Source organism: Colwellia sp. BRX9-1, from assembly GCF_014077195.1.
Lineage (GTDB): Bacteria > Pseudomonadota > Gammaproteobacteria > Enterobacterales > Alteromonadaceae > Colwellia_A.
In genome coordinates this window covers 541,842-563,757 of sequence record NZ_JACGVM010000001.1, presented here as the reverse complement: position 1 = coordinate 563,757, position 21,916 = coordinate 541,842, and the positions used below count along the sequence as shown (strand labels likewise).

16 protein-coding genes are annotated in these 21,916 nt (G+C 38.0%); 12 read left to right on the top strand and 4 right to left on the bottom strand.

Annotation, left to right across the window (positions count from 1 at the left end; genetic code table 11):
* Positions 1 to 54: 54 nt before the first annotated feature.
* Positions 55 to 1,551 (bottom strand): CYTH domain-containing protein, encoded by a 1,497-nt coding sequence (locus tag H4J76_RS02595; RefSeq protein WP_182230050.1) that lies wholly within the window; start codon positions 1,549 to 1,551, stop codon positions 55 to 57.
* Between the two features lie 328 nt (positions 1,552 to 1,879).
* On the opposite strand from H4J76_RS02595, the gene H4J76_RS02590 reads away from it, so the two are divergent.
* The 11 genes from H4J76_RS02590 to H4J76_RS02540 all read left to right on the top strand — a co-directional run bounded on the left by H4J76_RS02590 (position 1,880) and on the right by H4J76_RS02540 (position 13,738).
* The gene (locus H4J76_RS02590) at positions 1,880 to 2,479 is read left to right on the top strand and encodes a TIGR04211 family SH3 domain-containing protein (RefSeq protein WP_070374591.1); all 600 of its coding nucleotides are present in this window, start codon (positions 1,880 to 1,882) and stop codon (positions 2,477 to 2,479) included.
* A gap of 67 nt (positions 2,480 to 2,546) precedes the next feature.
* Positions 2,547 to 3,986 carry a capsule assembly Wzi family protein gene (locus H4J76_RS02585; protein ID WP_182230049.1) on the top strand — a complete coding sequence of 480 codons (1,440 nt, stop codon included), beginning with the start codon at positions 2,547 to 2,549 and terminating at the stop codon, positions 3,984 to 3,986.
* Positions 3,987 to 3,989: 3 nt separating this feature from the next.
* Positions 3,990 to 5,060: a CDP-glycerol glycerophosphotransferase family protein gene (locus H4J76_RS02580; protein WP_182230048.1), complete on the top strand. Its 1,071-nt coding sequence runs from the start codon at positions 3,990 to 3,992 to the stop codon at positions 5,058 to 5,060.
* 69 nt (positions 5,061 to 5,129) lie between these two features.
* Positions 5,130 to 5,576, top strand: a complete 447-nt coding sequence (locus tag H4J76_RS02575; protein ID WP_182213558.1) for an adenylyltransferase/cytidyltransferase family protein — start codon at positions 5,130 to 5,132, stop codon at positions 5,574 to 5,576.
* Positions 5,576 to 6,178, top strand: a complete 603-nt coding sequence (locus H4J76_RS02570) for an SDR family oxidoreductase (RefSeq protein WP_182213556.1) — start codon at positions 5,576 to 5,578, stop codon at positions 6,176 to 6,178. Before H4J76_RS02575 ends, H4J76_RS02570 begins: the two co-directional genes overlap by 1 nt.
* Positions 6,179 to 6,187: 9 nt before the next feature.
* Complete coding sequence (locus H4J76_RS02565) at positions 6,188 to 7,219, top strand: CDP-glycerol glycerophosphotransferase family protein (RefSeq protein WP_182230047.1); 1,032 nt, start codon at positions 6,188 to 6,190, stop codon at positions 7,217 to 7,219.
* 330 nt (positions 7,220 to 7,549) lie between these two features.
* Positions 7,550 to 9,115, top strand: coding sequence for a 2-isopropylmalate synthase (leuA, locus tag H4J76_RS02560; protein WP_182213553.1), 1,566 nt, complete (start codon positions 7,550 to 7,552; stop codon positions 9,113 to 9,115).
* Between the two features lie 40 nt (positions 9,116 to 9,155).
* Positions 9,156 to 10,289: a 3-isopropylmalate dehydrogenase gene (leuB, locus tag H4J76_RS02555; protein ID WP_182213551.1), complete on the top strand. Its 1,134-nt coding sequence runs from the start codon at positions 9,156 to 9,158 to the stop codon at positions 10,287 to 10,289.
* Between the two features lie 3 nt (positions 10,290 to 10,292).
* The gene (gene leuC / locus H4J76_RS02550; RefSeq protein WP_070374598.1) at positions 10,293 to 11,726 is read left to right on the top strand and encodes a 3-isopropylmalate dehydratase large subunit; all 1,434 of its coding nucleotides are present in this window, start codon (positions 10,293 to 10,295) and stop codon (positions 11,724 to 11,726) included.
* 2 nt (positions 11,727 to 11,728) lie between these two features.
* Positions 11,729 to 12,325 carry a 3-isopropylmalate dehydratase small subunit gene (leuD, locus tag H4J76_RS02545; protein WP_182213549.1) on the top strand — a complete coding sequence of 199 codons (597 nt, stop codon included), beginning with the start codon at positions 11,729 to 11,731 and terminating at the stop codon, positions 12,323 to 12,325.
* Positions 12,326 to 12,505: 180 nt separating this feature from the next.
* Positions 12,506 to 13,738, top strand: coding sequence for an HD-GYP domain-containing protein (locus H4J76_RS02540; protein WP_182230046.1), 1,233 nt, complete (start codon positions 12,506 to 12,508; stop codon positions 13,736 to 13,738).
* Between the two features lie 50 nt (positions 13,739 to 13,788).
* Here the strand turns inward: H4J76_RS02540 and H4J76_RS02535 are convergent, their stop codons facing one another.
* Positions 13,789 to 15,417, bottom strand: a complete 1,629-nt coding sequence (locus H4J76_RS02535; protein WP_182230045.1) for an AAA family ATPase — start codon at positions 15,415 to 15,417, stop codon at positions 13,789 to 13,791.
* A 147-nt stretch (positions 15,418 to 15,564) separates the two neighbouring features.
* On the opposite strand from H4J76_RS02535, the gene H4J76_RS02530 reads away from it, so the two are divergent.
* Positions 15,565 to 16,845 (top strand): multifunctional CCA addition/repair protein, encoded by a 1,281-nt coding sequence (locus H4J76_RS02530; protein WP_182230044.1) that lies wholly within the window; start codon positions 15,565 to 15,567, stop codon positions 16,843 to 16,845.
* 211 nt (positions 16,846 to 17,056) lie between these two features.
* Here H4J76_RS02530 and H4J76_RS02525 read toward each other — a convergent pair whose 3' ends face one another.
* A complete protein-coding gene (locus H4J76_RS02525) occupies positions 17,057 to 19,651 on the bottom strand; it encodes a TonB-dependent siderophore receptor (protein ID WP_182213543.1) in 2,595 nt (864 codons plus the stop codon).
* A 673-nt stretch (positions 19,652 to 20,324) separates the two neighbouring features.
* Positions 20,325 to 21,638 (bottom strand): fumarylacetoacetase, encoded by a 1,314-nt coding sequence (fahA, locus tag H4J76_RS02520; protein WP_182230072.1) that lies wholly within the window; start codon positions 21,636 to 21,638, stop codon positions 20,325 to 20,327.
* Positions 21,639 to 21,916 lie beyond the last annotated feature (278 nt).

The window sequence follows — 21,916 nt, the reverse complement described above, 5'->3', positions numbered from 1 at the left end:
ACGAATTATCTTCAACATTATTTAAAACCTTTTTCTATTCGAACCAATAAACAGCTATGATTCATCTAACCAGTACGGCTTTGTTAATAACGCCATATTTCTAGAGCTGTCTAATGCGATGAGTAACCCTTCAACTTTGCTTCCTTGCCATAAAACGAGTTTTTTAGGTTTTTCATCTAACGTTTGTAGTTGCTGGTGAATAATCCACAATGTTTGTAATTCACTGATCCCTTGCTGAATGTCCAACCAAGGTGCTCGATATTGTTTACGTTCTTCTTCATCAAACAATAAACCAAACCAAGTCCCTGTCAGTAAACTTCGGTTTAACAGTTTTGCTTGTGATAAGTATTGCTCACTGCTCAGCGACTGCGATGGCGTGCTATCAGCAAATAACACCGCCATACTTTTCGTTAAACTTTGCTGCGCAAAAGGTAATAACAAGTCAATAAACTGTGTATCTTCAGTTAATAGCATTTCCAGCAAATGAGCTTGCAGGGTATTAAAACGCTGGCCATGCAATAATTCGATGACATTTTCGCTCGTTGGAAGACGACGTTTCTCCATTCTTAGTTGTTCTACCAATTGTTCGCTGTAATTTAACTTGCGTCTATAATTACCCGTTTTATTAGTAAGCTCTTGTAGATTAACGGCATTATCAACCCACGAAAGTAAGTGGACAAAATAGCTTAGTTCATCACGAATTTTTACAGCTTCTTCGGGCAGATAGTCTGCAAATAGCCAAAAACCGTGGCGAATTAACGCTAAAGTTTCTGTTATTTTTTCTAACTCGACTAAGCTTGGCGACGTTATATAGTATTCAATATGATCATGTAGGTTAACTAGGCAATAATTGATACCGGTAGAAAAGGCATTAGAAATAGAGTGACTACGGTCGATGGGAAGAGTATCGGTAATATTTTTTTTGTAATTAACGGGGATGTTTTTCCATAAACCATAGCCACGAGCTGCTTTACTTTGGCTACTTGGCCTAACAAGCAGTACAGAAAATAATAACTTGGCAAGCAACAGTAAATCTGAGGTTATGCCACTGACAAGTTCCAATTCGAGTTCACAAATTTTAACACTGCGACCATCACTACTAATATCGCCTTGATCGAAGGCAACTTCTACCACAGTACCCGACGATAAAGTAACTAACCAAATAATACGGGTAAAGTCCGTTGAAAAAAGGGGAATTAACGATTCTTGTAGCTGCTCTACCTTTTGGGTTGACTGCCAAATTTCATTTGGGAACAAGGAAAGTTCAGGGAAGTTATTAACAATATTAACGTTATACTCTGGTCGCTGATGCAAGCCCGCAATTACCACCCCAGCTGTTTTTATGGTTTGCTCTAACTTTCCGTCACAACCTCTAATTCTTAGCCCCATATCATGACGGCGAAAATCTAAATTAGTTGTATCGTAATAGCAGTTCGATAATTGCTTTGTTTCACAGCTAAATGACAGCTGTTTTGTGGTGAATAACTGGGTGATTTTTTCTTGAGTATTATCACTTGTAACAAAATACTTAAGCTCAATTTCGGTAACCATATTCTTCCAATAATTTGTTTTATTATGTCAACATAGTGAGTTTACAACAGCGACATATGAAAACAAATAGCGAATGCAAATTCCCATAAGTTTCTTTCATATAATATAGCGATATACAAAAAATTTAACTGACTGCTGATGCCCTAACAAACTTTTAGTAAAAACTATCATAATGAATTAACTATGTAATATCTTGTTTACAAAATATTGAGAACACTTATTTATTTTATCAATAAAACCTTAATGTTCGTAAACTTAACTTGCTATCAATCCGCCAAACCCCTAGTATTTTGCTATGCATAATTTTATAAAGGTTAATGGTAGTTTCATGAAAATAATAAAAGCTTTATTGGTTGGTTTAGTCCTCAGTTCATCTTCCCCACTTTTTGCAGAAGACAGCCCAACCAACCTTCCTTCTGGCTATATTTCAGACGATTTATTTATTTATATGCATTCAGGAGCGGGTAATAATTATCGAATTCTAGGCAGTATAAACTCAGGCACTGAAGTGAAAGTAACCGGTAAAAATGAAAATGATTACTCTGAAATCATTGATGATAAAAATAGAAATGTCTGGGTTGAAAGTAAGTATCTATCATTAAAACCCGGCTTACGCTTTGTTATTGCCGAGCTGAATGAAAAATTAGCCAATACCAGCAGCAATACTGACAGCATGTCAGAGGAACTTTCCCAGAGTAGAAATACTATTCAAAACCTTAGCAGTGAAAAAGCCCAACTTAACAATGAAATAAGCCAGCTTAATAAAACACTTATAACGATACGAGCCAAATTAAAAGACCAAGATACCAATATCAAAAAAGAATGGTTTTATAATGGCGCTATAGTGTTAGTTATTGGCTTACTTTTAGGTTTGATTCTGCCAAGATTAACTTCTCGCCGCAAAGGCTCAATGGATAATTGGAAGTAACCCCTATTATGTTAGAAAAACTCACGTATAATCACCGCGATTTTTAGATTATATGATGGCTTTTTTTGTGCACAAAACTAAATACTTATTTTTTATCGCTTTATTTATATTATTTTATACAAAACAGGCTAATGCCGATGGTGTTAGCCCTTATTTACCGTTAAAAACTGATGCTCTTATTGAACTTGAAATCGCACGTCTAGCGACAATTTCTCGAATGCCAATGTTGAGTAAACCCTACCATATTGTCACGGTTGTTGATTATCTAAACAAAATTAAAGGTTCTCATCCTGAGCTTTTTTATAGAATTTCTGCTTATATAAAACGTTATAAAAAGCAGAGTGCGATCACTCATTTATCAACCACGCTTTCAACATCTAACAATAAAAACTTCACCATAGCCAATAATCGTGGTGTTGCCATGGACAGCACGGCCCAAGCAAGTGCTTCTGGATTTTATCAGTTCAATCAATACGCCATCGCAAATTTAGGGGGAACCATCGTCGAAGGTAAGAATATTATTCCCCATAACAGCTACTTTTCATTGGGTTATGAATATGCTCAATTTGATATTGGCTACCGCGAACATTGGCTATCACCCTCACAAGAAAGTGCATCATTACTGTCTACTAACGCTGCTCCGACCTTTTCTATTACCATGAGTAATGTAAAACCTATCACCTCTTGGCATGTTAAATACGAATTTTCATTAGGACAGTTAGAGGAAATGGCGGGTATAAAGTATAAGGGTTCTACATCATCAGGAAAGCCATTATTAATGACTATGCATATGAGTTTTCAACCCTTTAGCTGGTGGACGATAGGTGCTAATAGAACCTTTCAATTTGGTGGTGGCGAAAGAAGCACTGGCCTAAGTGATATTTGGAATGCGATTATTGACCCCGTTAACTCAGATAACTGTGGCTCAGGTTTAACAGGTTGTGCCAATTCTGATGAAGAAGTGGGTAATCAAATTGCTTCGTTAACCAATAAATTTGACTTGTCTTACCAGGGTTTCCCTTTTACCTTTTATATGGAATATGCAGGTGAAGATACCAAAGAACACAAGAACACTCAGTTAGGTAACATAAGTCAAACCTACGGGTTATTCTTTCCATATATTAACAAGGACTTTTCATTGTATGCTGAGCATTCTAAATTTCACAAATCATGGTATGTTCACAAAATTTACGGTGAAGGTTACCGTAATGATGATGTTGTTATGGGTCATTGGTGGGGTAATAACAAAGAGCTGGAAGATAGATCAGCCGGGAATTCTTCGTTAATTCGACTAAACTGGGACTTTTCACCCAAGTATCATTTACAAACACTATTTCGAACCGCTGCTATAGATTCTTTGACACAAGATAAGTACTCTAGAGCCCAAGAGATAGAATTAAGTTTAAAACAAGTATATAAAAATGGATTTCTTAATTATTCGTTAACAGCTGGTAGTGATATTTATGGAGAGTCTTTCTACCGTGCAACTTTGGGTTATAACTGGTAATTTATGAATGTTTTTTTTGATATTCAACACCTGTATTATTTACCACAATATTTACCGGTAAAAGATGTGCTTGAAAAAAATTCAGTGTCATGCCACTTTATTTTATACAATCAAAAACAGCTGCAGGATATATTAATAAATTATGTTGAAAGTGAAAAATTAAACTACACCCTTGTAAATAATTCAAATGAAGCAAAAGAATTTTATTTTAATAAAAAACCTGACTGGATAATTTTTGGTAATGCGTTTCATCATCTAGAAAATGTTCATCAATGTTCTAAAACAGCTATGATGAATCACGGGGTTGGCCCAAAGTCGTGTTATTATGATTGGTCAGATTGTGACATTCAGCACCGGTTTGTCGAAGGGAAACACCGATTGAAACGTTTGAAAGAACGATTTCCCTCTAAAAGCTTTATTGATACGGGTTATGCAAAATTAGACCCTATCATTAATAACGAATCTTCTAGTTTAGACTTAAAACAGTTAGGTTTAGATCCAGAAAAAGAAACGATATTATATGCACCGACCTATTACCCAAGCAGTATTGAATGTTTACCTCATGATTTCCCTGAACTTTTAGAAGAATATAACCTTATAATTAAACCTCATTATTTTTCCTTAACTAAAGAGAAATACAAGAATCATCAAACGATTTTTGAATCTTGGTCTCAGTACAATAACGTATATATCTCTTCTATAGAGGAAGCCTGTATTATCCCTTTTATGAATACCGCAAGCTTGTTAATCAGCGATGCATCCTCTACTTTGTTTGAATTTACTGCGCTTAATAAACCAGCTATTTGGTGTGATTTTTTTAAAGTGCGTTGGAGCTACAGAGGTATATTCAAGTGGCGTTTAAATAAGCGTCTTGATGATGATTTAAAATACTTTGCAAAAGTAGCCCAACAAGTAATCAATACTGAGCAATTAGTTCAACAAGTTGAAATTCAACTCAAGAGCCCTCAATTAAAAGAAATGCAGAGGTTTGAATTAACTGAACTTCTTATTGGTAAAGTTGATGGTAATTGTAGTAAGCGAATTGCGGATTATTTGATAAATCATACTGATTAATAAACATTTACTCTGTAGGTTGTACATGTAAAAATATATAATATTTTTTTACTAAGTTAGGTTAATAATATGAGTTCTGTAGTTTACGTTTCTGGCACTTTCGACTTGTTTCATCGCAACCATCTGAAAATGATTGAATATGGAGCAGGTTTGGGCGACACACTAATTGTAGGTGTGAGTACTGATGAATTAGTATGCAGCTACAAAAACCCTCCAGCAATACCTTTTGAAGAACGCATAGCAATTGTTAGTGCCTTAAAATACCCTGATGTCGTTATCCCGCAAAGGTCTCTAGAACATACAGACAGAGTAAAAGATCTTAACATTGATATATTTGTTATTGGTGATGACTGGAAAGGAAAATATGACTACCTCAGAGATCTTGGTGTTAAAGTGTTCTATTTTCCCTATGGCTCCGGTATCAGTAGCTCAAATTTAAAAGCTCAAATTGTTGATCAGTATAAAGAATTAATAACTAATGCCGACAAACATATCAATCCAGATGTGAAAGCATAATGAAATCTATATTAATTACCGGTGGTGCGGGTGACTGGGCACAAAGCTTTTATCAACAGTTCAAAAATGCCTTCAAAATCTCTACACCAAGCAGAACTGAATTAGATATAAGTAATGAATTGAGCGTCAATAATTATTTTAAGAGCCATTCATTTGATATTGTTATAAACAATGCTGGCACAATCCATCCAAAAAGAATATTAGAGAGTGACACACATCTTTGGATTAATGATATTCAAGTCAATTTAATTGGCACTTACCTTACCGCTAAAGCGGCATTAACCAAAAACCCTGACACAGTTATCATTAACATATCATCAACGGCTGCGTTTAATGCCTACCCTGATTGGTCATCTTATTGTGCTTCAAAAGCAGGTGTTGTTACCCTATCTAAATGTTTAGCTAAAGATGGTTTTAATTCTTATTGTTTGTGTCCTGGAGCAATAATGACAAAGTTCAGAGACAAATTCGACTTACCCAACGACAATATTTTAACATGCGAAGATCTTTCAAAACATGTATTAGATATCATTGATGAAAAATACACATCAGGTGATATTTTGTTTGTCCGTAAAGGTGAGTTCATATTAAATCCCAGTTAGTTTATATCAATGAAAGCATCTAAATACCTTTTCTATATTTCACAAAATTATTCTTTTGAAATTTTGCGACCTTTACAGCGAGAAATACTAAGCCAAGGCAGCCAAGTTGCCTGGTTTGTTGCTGGTAGTGATGTTAATCTGAGTAATTTTGCTGCCGATGAAGTGGTGCTTAGCAGTGTTGCTGATGTGATTAGTTTTAACCCTGTCGCTAGCTTTGTGCCGGGTAATATCATCCCACGATTTATTCCCGGTATTAAAGTACAAGTTTTCCATGGTTTAGAGTGGAAGAAAAAAGGCCACTTTGTTATTAGAGACTGCTTTGATCTCTATTGTACTCATGGGGCAGCGACCACCAATCGCTTTAATGAATTAGCTAACCAGCATAAGTTTTTCGATGTTAAAGAAACAGGCTGGCCAAAATTAGATAATTTATTTAATACCCCCAAAGAGCAATATTTTAGTAATAACCTGCCTACAATCCTCTTTGCACCCACTTTTTCACCCGCGTTGACTTGCGCACCTTTTTTATATGAAGAAATTGCCGCTTTAGTGGATGATAAAAAATATAATTGGCTGATTAAGTTTCACCCAAAAATGGATAAAAAGTGGTTAGAGCTTTATGCTCAACTCTCTTCAGAAAACCTAAAAATAATAACATCGTCAAATATAAATAGCTTATTGCAGTCGGCTGATATTATGGTGTCGGATACTTCATCGGTTATTGGTGAGTTTGCTTTACTGGGTAAGCCGGTTATCGCGTTCAATAATAGCCAACCCGGTAATTATTTAATTAACATTACCGATGCAAAAGAATTACCCCAAGCATTAACTGTTGCATTATCGCCTTCAGAAACACTTATATTGGCGATAAATCGTTATGCCCAAGAGTTACATCCTTATAGTGATGGTAAGTCGTCATTTCGGATATTAGAGGCTGTAGAAGATATTAGACTCAAGGGCAAACAGGCAATAAAAACACTACCGCGCAATATCATCAGAAACTTAAAGCAACGCAAAATTCTTAATTATTGGAAGTTTTAAACGCCTTATATTCATTAGCGCCACCATTATACTTTTTAAATATTAATAATTAATTGACATTATTTGAGTAAATACGCTATTAATAGATGACTGTTTGCTCTAGCGAGCTAAACTAACTTAATAAGACGACTTTAATGACAACAACCATTACCATAAAAAATATTATTCGCATTAACCTCCTCCTCACATTATCAATGCGCGGATAGGTTTTTTATTGTTGTAAATTAAAGATAAACATTAAAACCCGCGCATATTACCGCGGGTTTTTTTATACCCGTATTTTATGTAAGTAGCCAATACCCTAAGCACAATAAATATTAAGGAATAAACATGGACAGCAAGGTAATTATTTTCGACACCACCTTACGTGACGGAGAGCAGGCACTAAATGCAAGCCTTTCAGTGCATGAGAAGTTACAAATTGCGCTAGCCATTGAACGCTTAGGAGTCGATGTAATGGAGGTTGGCTTCCCTGTTTCTTCGCCAGGCGATTTTAAGTCAGTGCAACAAATTGCCCGCACCATTAAAAACTCCCGAGTTTGTGCTTTAGCTCGAGCTGTTGAAGGCGATATTCAAGCCTGTGCCGATGCGTTAAAAGTCGCTGACCAATTCCGTATTCATACGTTTATTTCAACGTCAGATGTTCATGTTCAACAAAAATTGAAGAAAGATTTTGCCGATGTTGAAGCAATGGCAATCCATGCAATTAAATTTGCCCGAAAATTTACTGATGATGTCGAGTTTTCTTGTGAAGATGCTGGCCGTACCCCTATCGACAATTTATGTCGCATGGTTGAAAACGCCATAAAAGCCGGTGCCACCACCATTAATATTCCTGATACGGTTGGCTATACCCTACCCAATGAATTTGGCGGCATTATTACCCAATTATTTAATCGTGTGCCTAATATTGATCAAGCAGTAATTTCGGTGCATTGCCATAACGATTTAGGTTTAGCCGTTGCCAACTCAATGACTGCAGTACAGGCAGGCGCTAGACAAATTGAATGTACCATTAATGGTATTGGTGAGCGCGCCGGTAATTGTTCATTAGAAGAAGTCGCGATGATCATGAAAACCCGACATGACTTCTTAAATGTACACACCAATATTAATCATCAAGAAATTGCCCGCACTTCAAAGTTAGTCAGCCAATTATGTAATATGCCCGTGCAATTAAACAAAGCGATTGTTGGCGGTAACGCTTTTAGTCATTCGTCAGGTATACACCAAGACGGCATGTTAAAAGCCAGTAATACTTATGAAATTATGACCCCAGAAAGTGTCGGCATCAGTAAAACAAAATTAAACTTAACCTCACGCAGTGGTCGTCACGTTATTAAGCACCGCATGGCAAGTTTAGGTTATACCGAAGCTGAGTTTGACTTAGAAGAGTTATACAGTGACTTTTTGGCGCTAGCCGATAAAAAAGGTCAAGTCTTTGATGATGATTTAGAAGCGTTGCACTTTAATATTCAACAACAAGGTGAAGAGCAAGAATTTTATCATCTAGAAACATTAAACGTGCAGTGTGGCGGCGGAGAGTTTTCCACGTCAAGTATTAAATTATTAGCCGGTAAAGAAAGCCATATTGTTTCTGAAACCGGTAATGGCCCGGTTGACTCATTATATAGAGCGATTAAAAAAGCGGTTGATATTGACTTTGAAGTCGCTGATTACAAAATATCAAATAAAGGTGAAGGTGAAGACGGTTTAGGTAAAGCTGATTTAGTGGTTACCTGGCAAGACAGAAAATTTCATGGCTACGGCTTAGCGACCGATGTTATCGACGCTTCAGCAAAAGCCTTGATACACGCACTGAATAGTATTCATCGCGCCATCACCATTAATGAAATAAAAAGCGAACTAAAAAACGACGTTCAAGCTTCATTATAATAAATTCAAACATATAAGATTGATTAAAGGTATAAAAGACATGTCGAACATAGCAATATTAGCCGGTGATGGCATCGGACCAGAAGTAATGGTTGAAGCTAAAAAAGTATTAAGTACCATCGCAACAATATTTGATATAAAAATATCGACACAAGATTACGCTATAGGCGGTGCTGCTATTGATAGCCACGGTCACGCCCTTCCTGATGAGACCATGAAAGGTTGTGAACAAGCCGATGCTATTTTATTTGGCTCGGTTGGCGGTCCAAAATGGGCTAACTTACCTCCTACACAACAACCTGAACGTTGTGCATTATTAGGCTTGCGTAGCCGTTTTGATTTATTTTGTAATATGCGCCCAGCGACCTTACAACCGGCTTTATCATCATTATCGACATTGCGCAGTGATATTTCACAGCAAGGCTTCGACGTACTGGTTATTCGCGAGTTAACCGGCGATATCTACTTTGGTGAGCCAAAAGGACGTCGCGGTGAAGGTGAAGAAGAAACAGGCTTTGACTCGATGTTTTATTCTCGTCGAGAAGTTAAACGTATTGCTCACTTGGCGTTTCAAGCGGCGCAAAAACGTAACAATAAGGTAACGTCTGTTGATAAGGCCAATGTTTTAGCGACCAGTCAGTTATGGCGCCAAGTAGTTGAAGAAGTCGCGAGTGAATATCCCGATGTCGCCTTAGAGCATTTATATGTAGATAACGCCGCCATGCAACTTGTTCGCGATCCCAACCAATTTGACGTTTTGTTATGCCCTAATTTATTTGGCGATATTCTTTCCGATATCTGCGCAATGATAACCGGCTCTATGGGGTTATTACCTTCTGCAAGTTTAAATAGCGAAGGTTTTGGTATGTATGAACCTGCCGGTGGCAGTGCGCCTGACATTGCCGGAAAAGGTATCGCTAACCCTATCGCGCAAATTTTATCAGCAGCATTAATGCTACGTTACAGCTTAAATGAAAGTGCAGCGGCACAAGCGATTGAAGATGCCGTAGCAAGCGCATTAGACAATGGCGTGTTAACCGCTGATTTACTGCCCGCAAACCAAAGACACCAGGCTAAAAACACCACTGAAGTGGGTGATTATATTTGCCAACAGATTATTGCGCAACATAGTAGTGCACAAAATAGTGCTAATCAAAAAATAACAGAGGCATAACCGATGAGTCCTAAAAATTCTGCTACCACCTTATATGAAAAATTATGGCAACAGCATGTTGTTGAAGAAAAAGCGGGTGAAACACCTTTGCTTTATGTTGACCGTCATTTGATCCACGAAGTTACCTCACCACAAGCGTTTGCTAACTTAAAGTTTCATAACCGCCCTGTTCGTCATCCTGAGCGTACGATTGCCACGATGGATCACAACATTTCAACCCGTTCAATAGAAATTGATGCTGCGGGTGAAGGCGCAGCCAATCAATTAAGAACATTAGAAAAAAACTGTAAAGAGTTTGGTATTGAACTATTTGGTATGGGTCATAAAAATCAAGGTATTGTTCATGTTATTGGGCCAGAACTTGGCTTAACATTACCGGGTACAACAATTGTCTGTGGTGATTCTCATACCGCAACTCATGGCGCATTTGGCGCATTAGCCTTTGGTATTGGTACTTCTGAAGTTGAACACGTTTTTGCCACGCAAACCTTACGCCAAACAAAAGCAAAAACCATGAAAATTGAAGTTAATGGTCAAGTAGGCGCAGGAATTAGCGCAAAAGATATTATTTTAGCGATTATTGGCAAAACAGGTAGTGCGGGTGCGACCGGCTATGTCGTTGAGTATTGCGGTAGTGCTATCGAAGCACTGAGCATGGAAGAGCGCATGACCGTTTGTAACATGAGCATTGAATTTGGCGCGAAAGCGGGCTTAATCGCTCCTGATAAAACCACCTTCGATTATCTAATAGGTAAAGAATATGCGCCAAAGGGCGACGTATGGCTTGAAGCGTTAAATGATTGGAAAACCTTCAAAACTGATGAAGGCGCTGAGTTTGACACGATATTAACCCTTAAAGCCGAAGAGATTAAAGCGCAAATCACCTGGGGAACCACACCAGGACAGGTTACTTCAGTCGATAGCGTAGTGCCATCGCCCGATGACTTTACCGAGCAAGTAGAAAAAGATTCTTGTGCGGCGGCCTTAACCTACATGGGCTTAACGGCGGGTACAAAAATTACAGATATTACTATTAACAAAGTCTTTATTGGTTCATGTACAAATTCACGTATCGAAGATTTACGCGCAGCCGCAGGTGTTGTTGCAAGTTATCAAGCACAAGGCAAATCAGTCTCTGCAAATGTTGATGCCATCGTTGTTCCCGGTTCATATCGCGTAAAAGCGCAGGCAGAAGCTGAAGGTTTAGACAAAATATTTAGTAATGCCGGCTTTGAATGGCGTTTACCTGGTTGTTCAATGTGTTTAGGCATGAACGATGATGTGCTAACAGAAGGTGACCGCTGTGCTTCAACCAGTAATCGTAACTTTGAAGGCCGACAAGGCCGTGGCAGCCGAACGCACTTAGTGAGCCCTGAGCTAGCTGCTGCGTCTGCAATTACCGGTCATTTTGTTGACTTGAATTCACAAGGAATATAATCATGGAAAAATTTACAACACATACGGGGTTAGTTGTTCCTTTAGATGCAGCAAACGTAGATACCGATCAGATAATCCCAAAACAGTTTTTACAAAAAACAGAGCGAGTAGGCTTTGGGCAGCATTTATTTCATGACTGGCGCTATTTAGACGTATCAGGGAAAGTAAACAACCCTGAATTCATTTTGAATAAACCTCAGTACCAAGGTGCAAGCATTCTACTAACCCGTGAAAATTTTGGCTGTGGTTCAAGTCGAGAACATGCACCATGGGCATTAGAGGAATACGGTTTCAAAGCCATTATTTCACCGAGTTTTGCCGATATCTTTTATGGTAACTGTATTAATATTGGTTTACTGCCAATAAAACTTAGTGATGAAGAAATTGACACGTTATTTAAAATGAGCAGCCAAGAAAACCTCGAGTTAACCGTCGACTTAATCAATAACACAATCACTTGTGGCGAATTAAGTTTCACCTTTAGTTTAGATAAGTTTCATCAATATTGTTTAGAACAAGGCATCGACAGTGTTGGCTGGACATTAAACAAGCTAGACACGATAAAAGCTTTTGAAGCAAAAATGCCAAGCTGGCAATAAGTAAAGTATTACGTCCTAAAGCCTCATCTGCTCTTTACCGATAAATTGTAGATGAAGCTTTATTTTTTCACCCCTCCCCCCTTTCACCCATCAATTGCACTAATGACTAAAATTAATCTAAAGTATTGTTTAGTAATAAGCTATTATCAATTATAGCTTTGTAACTAGCCGCCTAACAATATGTCCAAAATAACAACGAGCGAAATCACCGAAATTATTTCTATCGATCAGCTCAAACCTGGCATGTATGTAAAATCATTTTCCGATAACAATCATCTTTCGATCAAATCTGAAGGTTATATTTCGTGTCTTGAAAGTATTACTCAATTACGTAACGCTGATATTGTTCAGTTCGTTATTGTGCCTGATAAAGAGAAGCAAACCGTTAATGTTGAAAAGGTTTTTGCTGACATTAAAACCAGGCAACTTATTGAACTAAAAAATAATTCGCTAGAAAAGTTAGCTATATCATTTGACAGCGAAATGAAAAAAGCCAGCGACTTGTATAAAAACGCAAAATTACTGCAAGAAAAAATCCTCTCGCAAATTAGACAAAAAAAATCAATTAATATTGCCGAGGTTGAAGAATCAGCTAACGCTATGGTTGACTCTATTTTTCGAAATCAAGATGCCCTAACCTGCATGTCCCGTTTTCAAACTAAAGACTCTTATCTTATTGAACACTCACTCAATGTTTCAATTTTGATGGCTGTTTTTGCTAAACATTTAGGCTTTGACAAACGTTTGATCCAAGAAATAGCGCTGGGTGCCTTTTTGCATGATATTGGTAAAGTATTATTACCTAGCGATATTTTAAATAAACAAGGTACGTTAACCGCTAAAGAGCAAAGTATTATTCGCAGTCACGTTGCGCTTGGCTTAAAGATATTAGAAGACAGTCCTAGCATTTCTCATGTCGCGATGACCATGATACAAGAGCATCATGAACGTTTAGATGGTTCGGGTTATCCTAATAACCTTAAGCGAGATGACATATCAAAATATGGCAAGATGCTTGCTATCATCGACAGCTACGACGCCATGACCTGTGATCGCCCATATAGAAAGAGTGTTCACCCTATTAATGCTTTTAAGAAACTTATTGCTGAGTCCCCCGAATGTTATGACGAAGAATTAGTTGAAAGCTTCATTCAGTGTATGGGCGTTTATCCCGTAGGTACCTTAGTCAAACTTAACAGTGGTAAATTAGGGCTAATTAGCCGCTTAAATAAACAAAAACCCTTACACCCATACGTACGCGTTTTTTATAATATACGCCTCAATCAAGCGATACCGATTAAAGAAGTTAACTTGAGTGAATCAAAATACAAAGATCAAATTGACTGCTGTATTCGACCTGAAGAATTTAACCTTAATTTATTAGGTTTCTTCAAAACCGCCTTTATCGACTAACGTTTAGCGCTTAAAGATAAACATTAGTCAGACCACTTAAAACGATGATATTACCAAGAAGAAAGCGCCGGCAAACTAAACTGCTGGCCTTTAAAGGTTAAAATAACTTTCTGACCATAAATATGATTTAATACTAATTTCTCAGAAATAGTGTCGCCTTCATAGCGATCTCTGCCATTAACTTTTACCCAACTTTCACCTTCACTGGTATAAATATGTTGTTGAAAATTTAATGAAGGTAACTCACTTTGCACCCAAGCAGGCATATCTGATAATGTCGGTGCATTAACCTCAGGTTCGACAGCTTGGTTTGCGCTATTTTTGAATTGTGGGTCTTGCTCGGTATCATCTATTGCGCTTTGAAAAAGCGCCAGCAAATCATCAGAAACACCGTCAACCGCCTTCACCGAAAGCTTTTCTTTAACCTTGTTTATCGCTTTATCTTCAGTTAATTTACTGTCTGCTAATGTAGACAGTTGCTCTGAAGAATTATTGTCCGGCATAAGTACGTTTGCTGTGTTATCGGCTGTTACGATACGCTGCTCAACAGCACGTTTTTTGTCACCATCGCTTTCTATTTCAAACACTTTAGAAGCATTGTCTGTTGTTACTGCAACTAAATTTTCATCCGGTGTTTTTTTATTGTTCGTCGCTAAACTTTCATTAGCCGCAACAATAAGCGCTGGAGCGCTAGTGTCACTTATAAGGTTATTAACCGCAGGCTCAGTAATATTGAGCGCCGACGTTTCGTTAATATCTTCACCAAAGAATTGGCCTAGGAAATACGAGCTACTGACAATAACTGCTAACACTGTACATGCGGCTAGCGCCTTAACCGCTTTGTGTTGCCACCAATAGGTCGCTTGATATTCATCGCCTAATGCTTCTTGTGCAGATAATAAAACAATTTTTTTAGTCACCAAAGCATTATTACTGCAATAGGCGTTGGTCAATGAACGCTCACATAACAAATTAATTATCCGCGGTATACCTTGTGAAATGCGATGAATTTCCGCTACTGCGGCACGTTCAAATAACATACGTTCACATTGTGCTACTGACAAGCGGTGTTGGATATAATGTCCTACTTCGCCCTTAGTTAACGGCAGCAAATGATAGCGAGCAGTAATGCGTTGTGCCAATTGTCGCAAGTCTCGACGTTGCAACAATTGTTTTAATTCAGGCTGACCAATTAAAATGACCTGTAGTAATTTTTTAGTATCTGTTTCTAAGTTTGTTAATAAACGTAACTGCTCTAAAACTTCTGGCGCTAAATGCTGCGCTTCATCAATGATTAATAGCGTATTAAGGTTAGCTTGGTGATTTTTATTGAGTTTTTCATATATTTTATCGGTGAGTGTTTTTAACGTTGCCCCCGTCTTTCGGTAACGAATCTTTAGCTCGTCACAAATAGTAGCCAGTAGCTCTTGGCTTGATAATGTTGGATTAAGAATAAAAGCCGCTTGCGTATTTTCGGGTAACTGCTCCATTAATCGCCGACTGATCGTGGTTTTTCCGGTGCCAACTTCCCCCGTTAACAGTGCAAAGCCTCCTGTTTCACCCAAGCCATAACTTAAATGAGCCAAAGCCTCTTTATGGCGTTCACTCATAAATAAAAAGCGAGGATTAGGTGCGATTGAAAAAGGGCTTTCTTTTAAACCAAAATAACCTTTATACATAATAGATTTAAGTAATTTTTAAAGTCAATAAACTGTCATAGAAACTACCCTGTAGTCCGTCATAAGTCAAAACTAGCTGGTAAATAATTTATATAAATATGCTAAGCTTTCTGAAAATATGTCAGCTTTAATAAATAAAGAGTAATAATGATCAACAATGACCTTTCAGTACTTAACCGCTATTTAGTCGGCGGTGCCGTTCGCGACAAACTTTTAGGACACAAGGTCTATGATCATGATTATGTTGTTGTTGGCGCAACGATTGAACAGATGCTGACATTAGGCTTTACGCAAGTAGGTAAAGACTTTCCGGTATTTCTGCATCCCAAGACTAAAGAAGAGTATGCCTTAGCAAGAACTGAACGTAAGCAAGGCCAAGGCTATACCGGTTTTGTTTGCGATGCCAGTAGCGCTGTTACCCTTGAAGAAGATCTACTTCGCCGCGACCTCACTATTAATGCAATGGCGATGCCCTTTAACGATAGCGTTGATAACACCACTATTATTGACCCTTATAATGGCCAAGTTGATTTAAAAAACCGCATACTGCGACATGTTTCATTAGCTTTTGTTGAAGACCCGCTTCGTGTTCTACGGGTAGCTCGATTTACTGCCCGTTATCATGATTATGGTTTTACCATTGCTCGAGAAACAGTAGACTTGATGACTAAAATCAGTGAAAGCGGAGAATTAGCTACACTGTCAGGTGAACGTATTTGGCAAGAAATGCAGCGCAGTTTGACTGAAAATAACCCCGAAGTATTTTTTCAAGTGTTACGTGAATGTGGTGCATTAGCGAAAATATGGCCTGAACTTAACTCGCTATGGGGGATCCCTAATCCAGAAAAATGGCACCCAGAAATTTGCTCGGGTATTCATACTATGATGGTACTGCAACAAGCGGTTAAGCTTTCCCTTAAAACATCTGTACGGTTCGCGGCACTTTGTCATGACTTGGGTAAGTCTTTAACCTTAGAAGAAAATTGGCCCAGCCACCGGGGTCATGAAAACTCAGGTTTAGCATTAGTTGACAAAATATGTGAGCAATTAAAGGTGCCTAAAGATCACAAAATATTAGCGCGTAAAGTCTGTGAATTTCATTTACATTGCCATAAAGCATTTGAATTAAAAGCCAACACGCTAGTTAAGTTATTTAATAGTTTAGATGTATGGCGCAAGCCTGAAGAGTTTACTGATTTTTTGACCGCCTGTACGGCTGATTTTCGCGGTCGATTGTACAATGAGAACAAACCCTATCCGCAAGTCGATTACTTACGTAGTGCTTTTGAAGCGGCCTTAACGGTAACCGCTAAAGAGTTTATCGAACAAGGAATACAAGGTGCAGATATTAAAGAAGCCATAAATAAAAAACGCATTGAACTTGTTCAGAGCTTTAAAGTAGGTCATGTACAAGCTAACAATCTTTAACCTTTGGCTGAAAAATCAAAAAATCATTCAAGTACCAAGTAAATCTACCCAGCCCGCACGCTAATTTAGCTTCACTGTGAGCAGGTTATTATTCTCGACATAGTTAACTAACCTATTCAACTCCTCAATATTTTTATATAAAAAAGTCAGCTAAATTAGCTGACTTTTTTAAGTAAGACGATTAGTGTTCTAACCGCTATTTACAACTCAATTAAAAGCTATAGGTTGCTTTTACGTAGTAGAAGCCACCGTTAAAGCCAAATGGAGATGTTTCGTAGTACTTACCGCCCCATTGGTTATTAGGTGTGAAGCCATCAGGATGATTACGTGAAGCTTCTTCAAACTCTAACTCTTCAGCTTGTTGATCAAAGATGTTCTGTGCACCAGCTGCTATTGTAAATGAGTCATTAATAAAGTAACTCACTTCAGCATCAAAAGTAATTGCTGCATCAGCATCTTGAGCGGCTAGGTCATAATCTACGTGTACCGCATGGTATTCACCGAAGTAGTTACCACGAACGTACATACTGATATTATCCCAGCTTTGAGAAACAGTGAATGAACCTCTATGCTTTGGTAAACCTTCTTCTAAGCGTTTAACTTTAAAAGCACCTGTAATATCAGAACTACCCGTAACATCGGTTTCATTCCAGTTGTAAGCTAAGCTAAGTTTAGTATCACCTTCAAACAACTGCATACCGTAGTTTGCAACAATATCAACACCTTGTGTTGTGGTATCAAAGTCGTTAGCAAAGAAACTTACTGTACCGACTGAACGAGGGTTAGCTACATTTAATGCTTCTAATTTAGCATAGTCAGCTTCTTCTAATTTTGTACGGTCAGATTGTGTAATACGGTCATCAACTTCAATATGATAGTAATCAGCCGTAAAGAAAAAATCTCCATTTTGATAAACAGCACCAAATGCATAGCTGCTTGACTGCTCTGGCTCTAATTCTTTACCACCAAATAATTTTGAAAATTCACTTGTTGGTGGTAATAACGCTGAATCGGTTAATTCACCATCTTCTAATGCGGTAGAAACGTTACTTACATTAGCTTGACCAACGGTAGGAGCTCTAAAACCAGTACTTACAGAACCACGTATTGATAACTCATCATTAATAGAATATTGAGCCGTTAATTTATAATTTAACGTATCACCAAATGATGAGAAGTCTTCATAACGTAAAGCTGCGCCAAGTAAAAAGTCGTCAGTAATGTATGCTTCAACATCTACGTATGCAGCAACACTGCGTCTAGAGAATACACCGGCTTGTGATGGTTGAAAGCCAGGGAAACCATGTGAGCCTAGGTTAAACCCTTGGTCGATTAATGGACCAGCAAGGAATGAGTATTGATCACCCGCGCCAATTTCAAATGTCTCTTCGCGCCATTCTAAACCACCCGCAACATTCATTGGTGAATCTAGACCAACTTCAACGCCCTTAGATAAATCTAAGTTAAACGTTTTTTCTAATTGTGTGTAATCACCTAAATCAAAATCACGTGGAGATTCAGGACCCATTGAAGAGTTAATGGTATTTACAATACTAAAGCTTGATTTATTACGACCAACAGAACCACTGATATCAAAGAAAACTTCGTCTAGCATTCCGCCGTTAATTTCACCTTCAACACCCATAGTTAATGATGTATCGACTACATTACCACCAAAGTTTGGCGTATAGCCGCCTGGGTATGTTTCGTTAACCGCAAAACAGTTTTTACCTAAAGCCGTACTATTGTCGGCAATAGACTGATAATCAGCTTGGTCTAAAACATTAGCGCCAATAGCTATGGTAGGACAAGTAATACCGTTATCTACGCCATCTAAATCGCCAACAAGTAGTGTGTCACCACCATCATTTGAATAAATGCTTGAACGGTTATGTGGATTTCTCCAGTAGAAGCCACCTTTTACATCACGTTCTGAATAGTTACCGAACATGTAGAATTTTTTATCATTGCCTAAATCAAGGCCAATATTACCAAAAAGTGTGGTGTCATCATTAACTTCTGGAGAGCCCCAAACTTGAGCTTCTTCAGCGATGAATGAGTTACCTGCCGCTGCAATGGTCGCAGCATTGGCTACTTGAACACTGCGGCTTGTCGCATCAGCATTTTTATATTGAAAACTTAAGTTAACGAAACCATCTTTAGTTAATGGCATACCAACGTTACCTGCGTAGGTTGTTGTAGCGCCGTCGCCTTCGTAATATTCACCGTGCTTAACAGAGAAACTACCGCCTTCTGCAGCATCTTTTAAAACAAAGTTCATTACACCAGCGATTGCATCTGAACCGTATTGTGCTGCTGCACCGTCACGTAGTACTTCAACTTGCTTTAACGCTATGCTTGGAATAACAGAAATATCTGGACCTTGTGCACCATCATTAATGCCGCCACCTTGGAATGCAATAACTGAAGCGCGATGACGACGTTTACCATTTAATAACACCAATGTGCTATCTGAAGACAAACCACGTAAGTTTACCGGACGAACTAATGTCGCCGCATCACTAATTGGGTTAGCGTGTACGTTAAATGAAGGAACACTGCCGACAAGTTGATCAAGCATGTCACTTGAACCCATTTTCTCTAAATCTTCACCACCAATAATATCAATTGGAACAGGAGAGTCAGCAACAGAACGAGGCGCTGAACGTGAGCCAACAACCGCTATTCTTTCTACATCTTTTACTTTTACTTTTGAGCTGTTTTCTTCTGCATATGCTGGGGCAGTACCTAGTGCAATACTTACCGCTAACGTTAACGTTGCTGTACGAAATAATTGAGTAGACATGTTACTTCCTTCATAGATTTATGTTTATATTTTTATATTTTTATGTTTTTTTAGACTAGGTAGTCAATAGGTGAAACTACCTAGACTTGCAGGTACTTTATAAAACAGCCTAAAAGTGTTTACAAGGGCGAAATTAATTGAAAATAGCGCGAAAATAGATGTTCTTCATTAAATAACGTTTAATTACGAAAAGAAGTCTAGTAATTGATAAAGAGGTTTTCTCTATAAGGACTATACAGGCTAGTGACTGTGGACTTATTAACCAGAAATTAATATCCGAATATTTTCGTAATCAAATAGACCTAAATAGACCTAAAAGAATTTTCTTATTCCAAATTGACATAAAAATAAATTATAAAAATATTGCACTATTTAGTGAAGTCACAGTCAAAGCACTAAAAATTAACACTAACTTCACAGTGCATACAATATACAAAGTAATCCATCGTCTTTTTTTAGCATTTCGTCGCTTATTTATGCACACTTATTGAATAATTTTGTATTCGCAGGGCTGATTTATAAAAAAGATAATCTAGATCAAAACAAAATTTAATGAGAAGTAGTGGGGAATAAAATAGATTATTACTATTGAAATTTAGTGATAAAAAAAGCGCTGATCATAAACAACCAACGCTTTGCGATTAACTCAATGAGCAATTAGCTAATTTAGCCGTTAACTCGCTGGTAAAATTGTCGCTGATACGGCACCAAAACCAATGCGCACTGCACCTTCTTTTTGACACCAACCTTTCATTATGACGTTGTCACCATCTTCTAAGAAAGTACGTTTTTCACCATTAGGTAAAGTAATAGGATCGGCACCCGCATTTGAAAGCTCTAACATTGAACCGGCTTCTTCAGGCTTAGGTCCAGATTGCGTACCACTGCCAAACATATCACCCGCGCGAAGGTTACAACCATTAACGGTATGATGAGCGACCATTTGTGCCACTGTCCAGTATGAATCTTTAAAGTTAGATTGTGACATTTCAACCGCTTCTTCACTTTTTTCACGCATATTTTGGGTTTCAAGCAAGGCTTGTAACTGGATATCAAATGAACCGACCGCACGATTATTTTCTGACTCTAGGTATGGCATTGGTTGAGGATCTGTCTCAACACGTGTCCAAGCCGAGCGATAAGGTGCTAATGCTTCTGTCGTCACAATCCAAGGTGAGACTGTTGACGCAAAGTTCTTCGACAAAAATGGCCCTAAGGGTTGGTATTCCCAACCTTGAATATCACGCGCAGACCAATCGTTGAATAAACATAAACCAAAGACATGATCTTCGGCGTTATCGATAGAGATAGCATCGCCTAAGTCATTACCTTTACCAATGAATATGCCTACTTCTAATTCATAATCGAGACGCTTACAAGGGCCAAATGATGGTTCAGTTGCTGTCGGCGCTTTAGTTTGTCCAGAAGGACGCTTAAAATCTCGACCAGAAACATCAATAGAAGATGAACGACCGTGGTAACCAATCGGTACCCATTTATAGTTAGGTAATAATGGGTTGTCTGGACGGAACTTCAAACCCACTGACGTAGCATGGTGAATTGAGGTATAAAAATCAGTGTAATCACCAATATTACAAGGTAGTGCATATTCAACGTCAGCTTGAGCAATTAAACAAGCGGCCACTTTATCTTGTAAAGCTGAGCCTTCTTTCAAAGCATTAGAGAGTGCTAAACGTAAAGCGCTCCATGTCGCTTTACCCATCGCCATATAATCATTTAACTGTGGTGCATTACAGGCTTTTACGCCTGCTTGGGCTAGACCGTCAAAAACATTTGCGTTAGCCAAGGCAGCTAAGTCAATAACTTGATCACCAATTGCTACACCACCACGGAATGCTTCTTCGCTATTTGCACGTTTAAAAACCGCAAAAGGTAAGTTCTGAATAGGAAAGTCGGTATCTGCTTTATTCGCAGTGACAAGCCAACTAACTCGGGCTGAATTGTGGGTTTCGTTTAATAAATTCATAGTAGACATTGCTTGAAGAACTCCTGAAATTTATGGCTTACTTTGATAAAACGTCAAAATACGTTTTAAAATACAAGTAAGTATAGAAGATAACGATATAAGATAGCGGCATTATACCAGCGAGAACAATAATTGGTATTAATGATAGCATTGAGTTATTTTTCTGAGGGTTAAGCTGTCAACAAATAGTTGCACTAAAGAGTTTACAGCCCATAATCTGATTAAAAAAGATATCTCGGTAAGTAAATCATCATCACGATACAAAATATAACAATACC

Excerpts from the sequence above, each read along its gene's own strand:
- H4J76_RS02580 (WP_182230048.1), top strand. The coding sequence starts at position 3,990 with ATGAATGTTTTTTTTGATATTCAACACCTGTATTATTTACCACAATAT.
- H4J76_RS02575 (WP_182213558.1), top strand. The coding sequence starts at position 5,130 with ATGAGTTCTGTAGTTTACGTTTCTGGCACTTTCGACTTGTTTCATCGC.
- leuD (WP_182213549.1), top strand. The coding sequence starts at position 11,729 with ATGGAAAAATTTACAACACATACGGGGTTAGTTGTTCCTTTAGATGCA.
- leuB (WP_182213551.1), top strand. The coding sequence starts at position 9,156 with ATGTCGAACATAGCAATATTAGCCGGTGATGGCATCGGACCAGAAGTA.
- H4J76_RS02525 (WP_182213543.1), bottom strand. The coding sequence starts at position 19,651 with ATGTCTACTCAATTATTTCGTACAGCAACGTTAACGTTAGCGGTAAGT.
- leuA (WP_182213553.1), top strand. The coding sequence starts at position 7,550 with ATGGACAGCAAGGTAATTATTTTCGACACCACCTTACGTGACGGAGAG.
- fahA (WP_182230072.1), bottom strand. The coding sequence starts at position 21,638 with ATGAATTTATTAAACGAAACCCACAATTCAGCCCGAGTTAGTTGGCTT.
- H4J76_RS02530 (WP_182230044.1), top strand. The coding sequence starts at position 15,565 with ATGATCAACAATGACCTTTCAGTACTTAACCGCTATTTAGTCGGCGGT.
- H4J76_RS02590 (WP_070374591.1), top strand. The coding sequence starts at position 1,880 with ATGAAAATAATAAAAGCTTTATTGGTTGGTTTAGTCCTCAGTTCATCT.
- leuC (WP_070374598.1), top strand. The coding sequence starts at position 10,293 with ATGAGTCCTAAAAATTCTGCTACCACCTTATATGAAAAATTATGGCAA.
- H4J76_RS02565 (WP_182230047.1), top strand. The coding sequence starts at position 6,188 with ATGAAAGCATCTAAATACCTTTTCTATATTTCACAAAATTATTCTTTT.
- H4J76_RS02595 (WP_182230050.1), bottom strand. The coding sequence starts at position 1,551 with ATGGTTACCGAAATTGAGCTTAAGTATTTTGTTACAAGTGATAATACT.
- H4J76_RS02535 (WP_182230045.1), bottom strand. The coding sequence starts at position 15,417 with ATGTATAAAGGTTATTTTGGTTTAAAAGAAAGCCCTTTTTCAATCGCA.
- H4J76_RS02570 (WP_182213556.1), top strand. The coding sequence starts at position 5,576 with ATGAAATCTATATTAATTACCGGTGGTGCGGGTGACTGGGCACAAAGC.
- H4J76_RS02540 (WP_182230046.1), top strand. The coding sequence starts at position 12,506 with ATGTCCAAAATAACAACGAGCGAAATCACCGAAATTATTTCTATCGAT.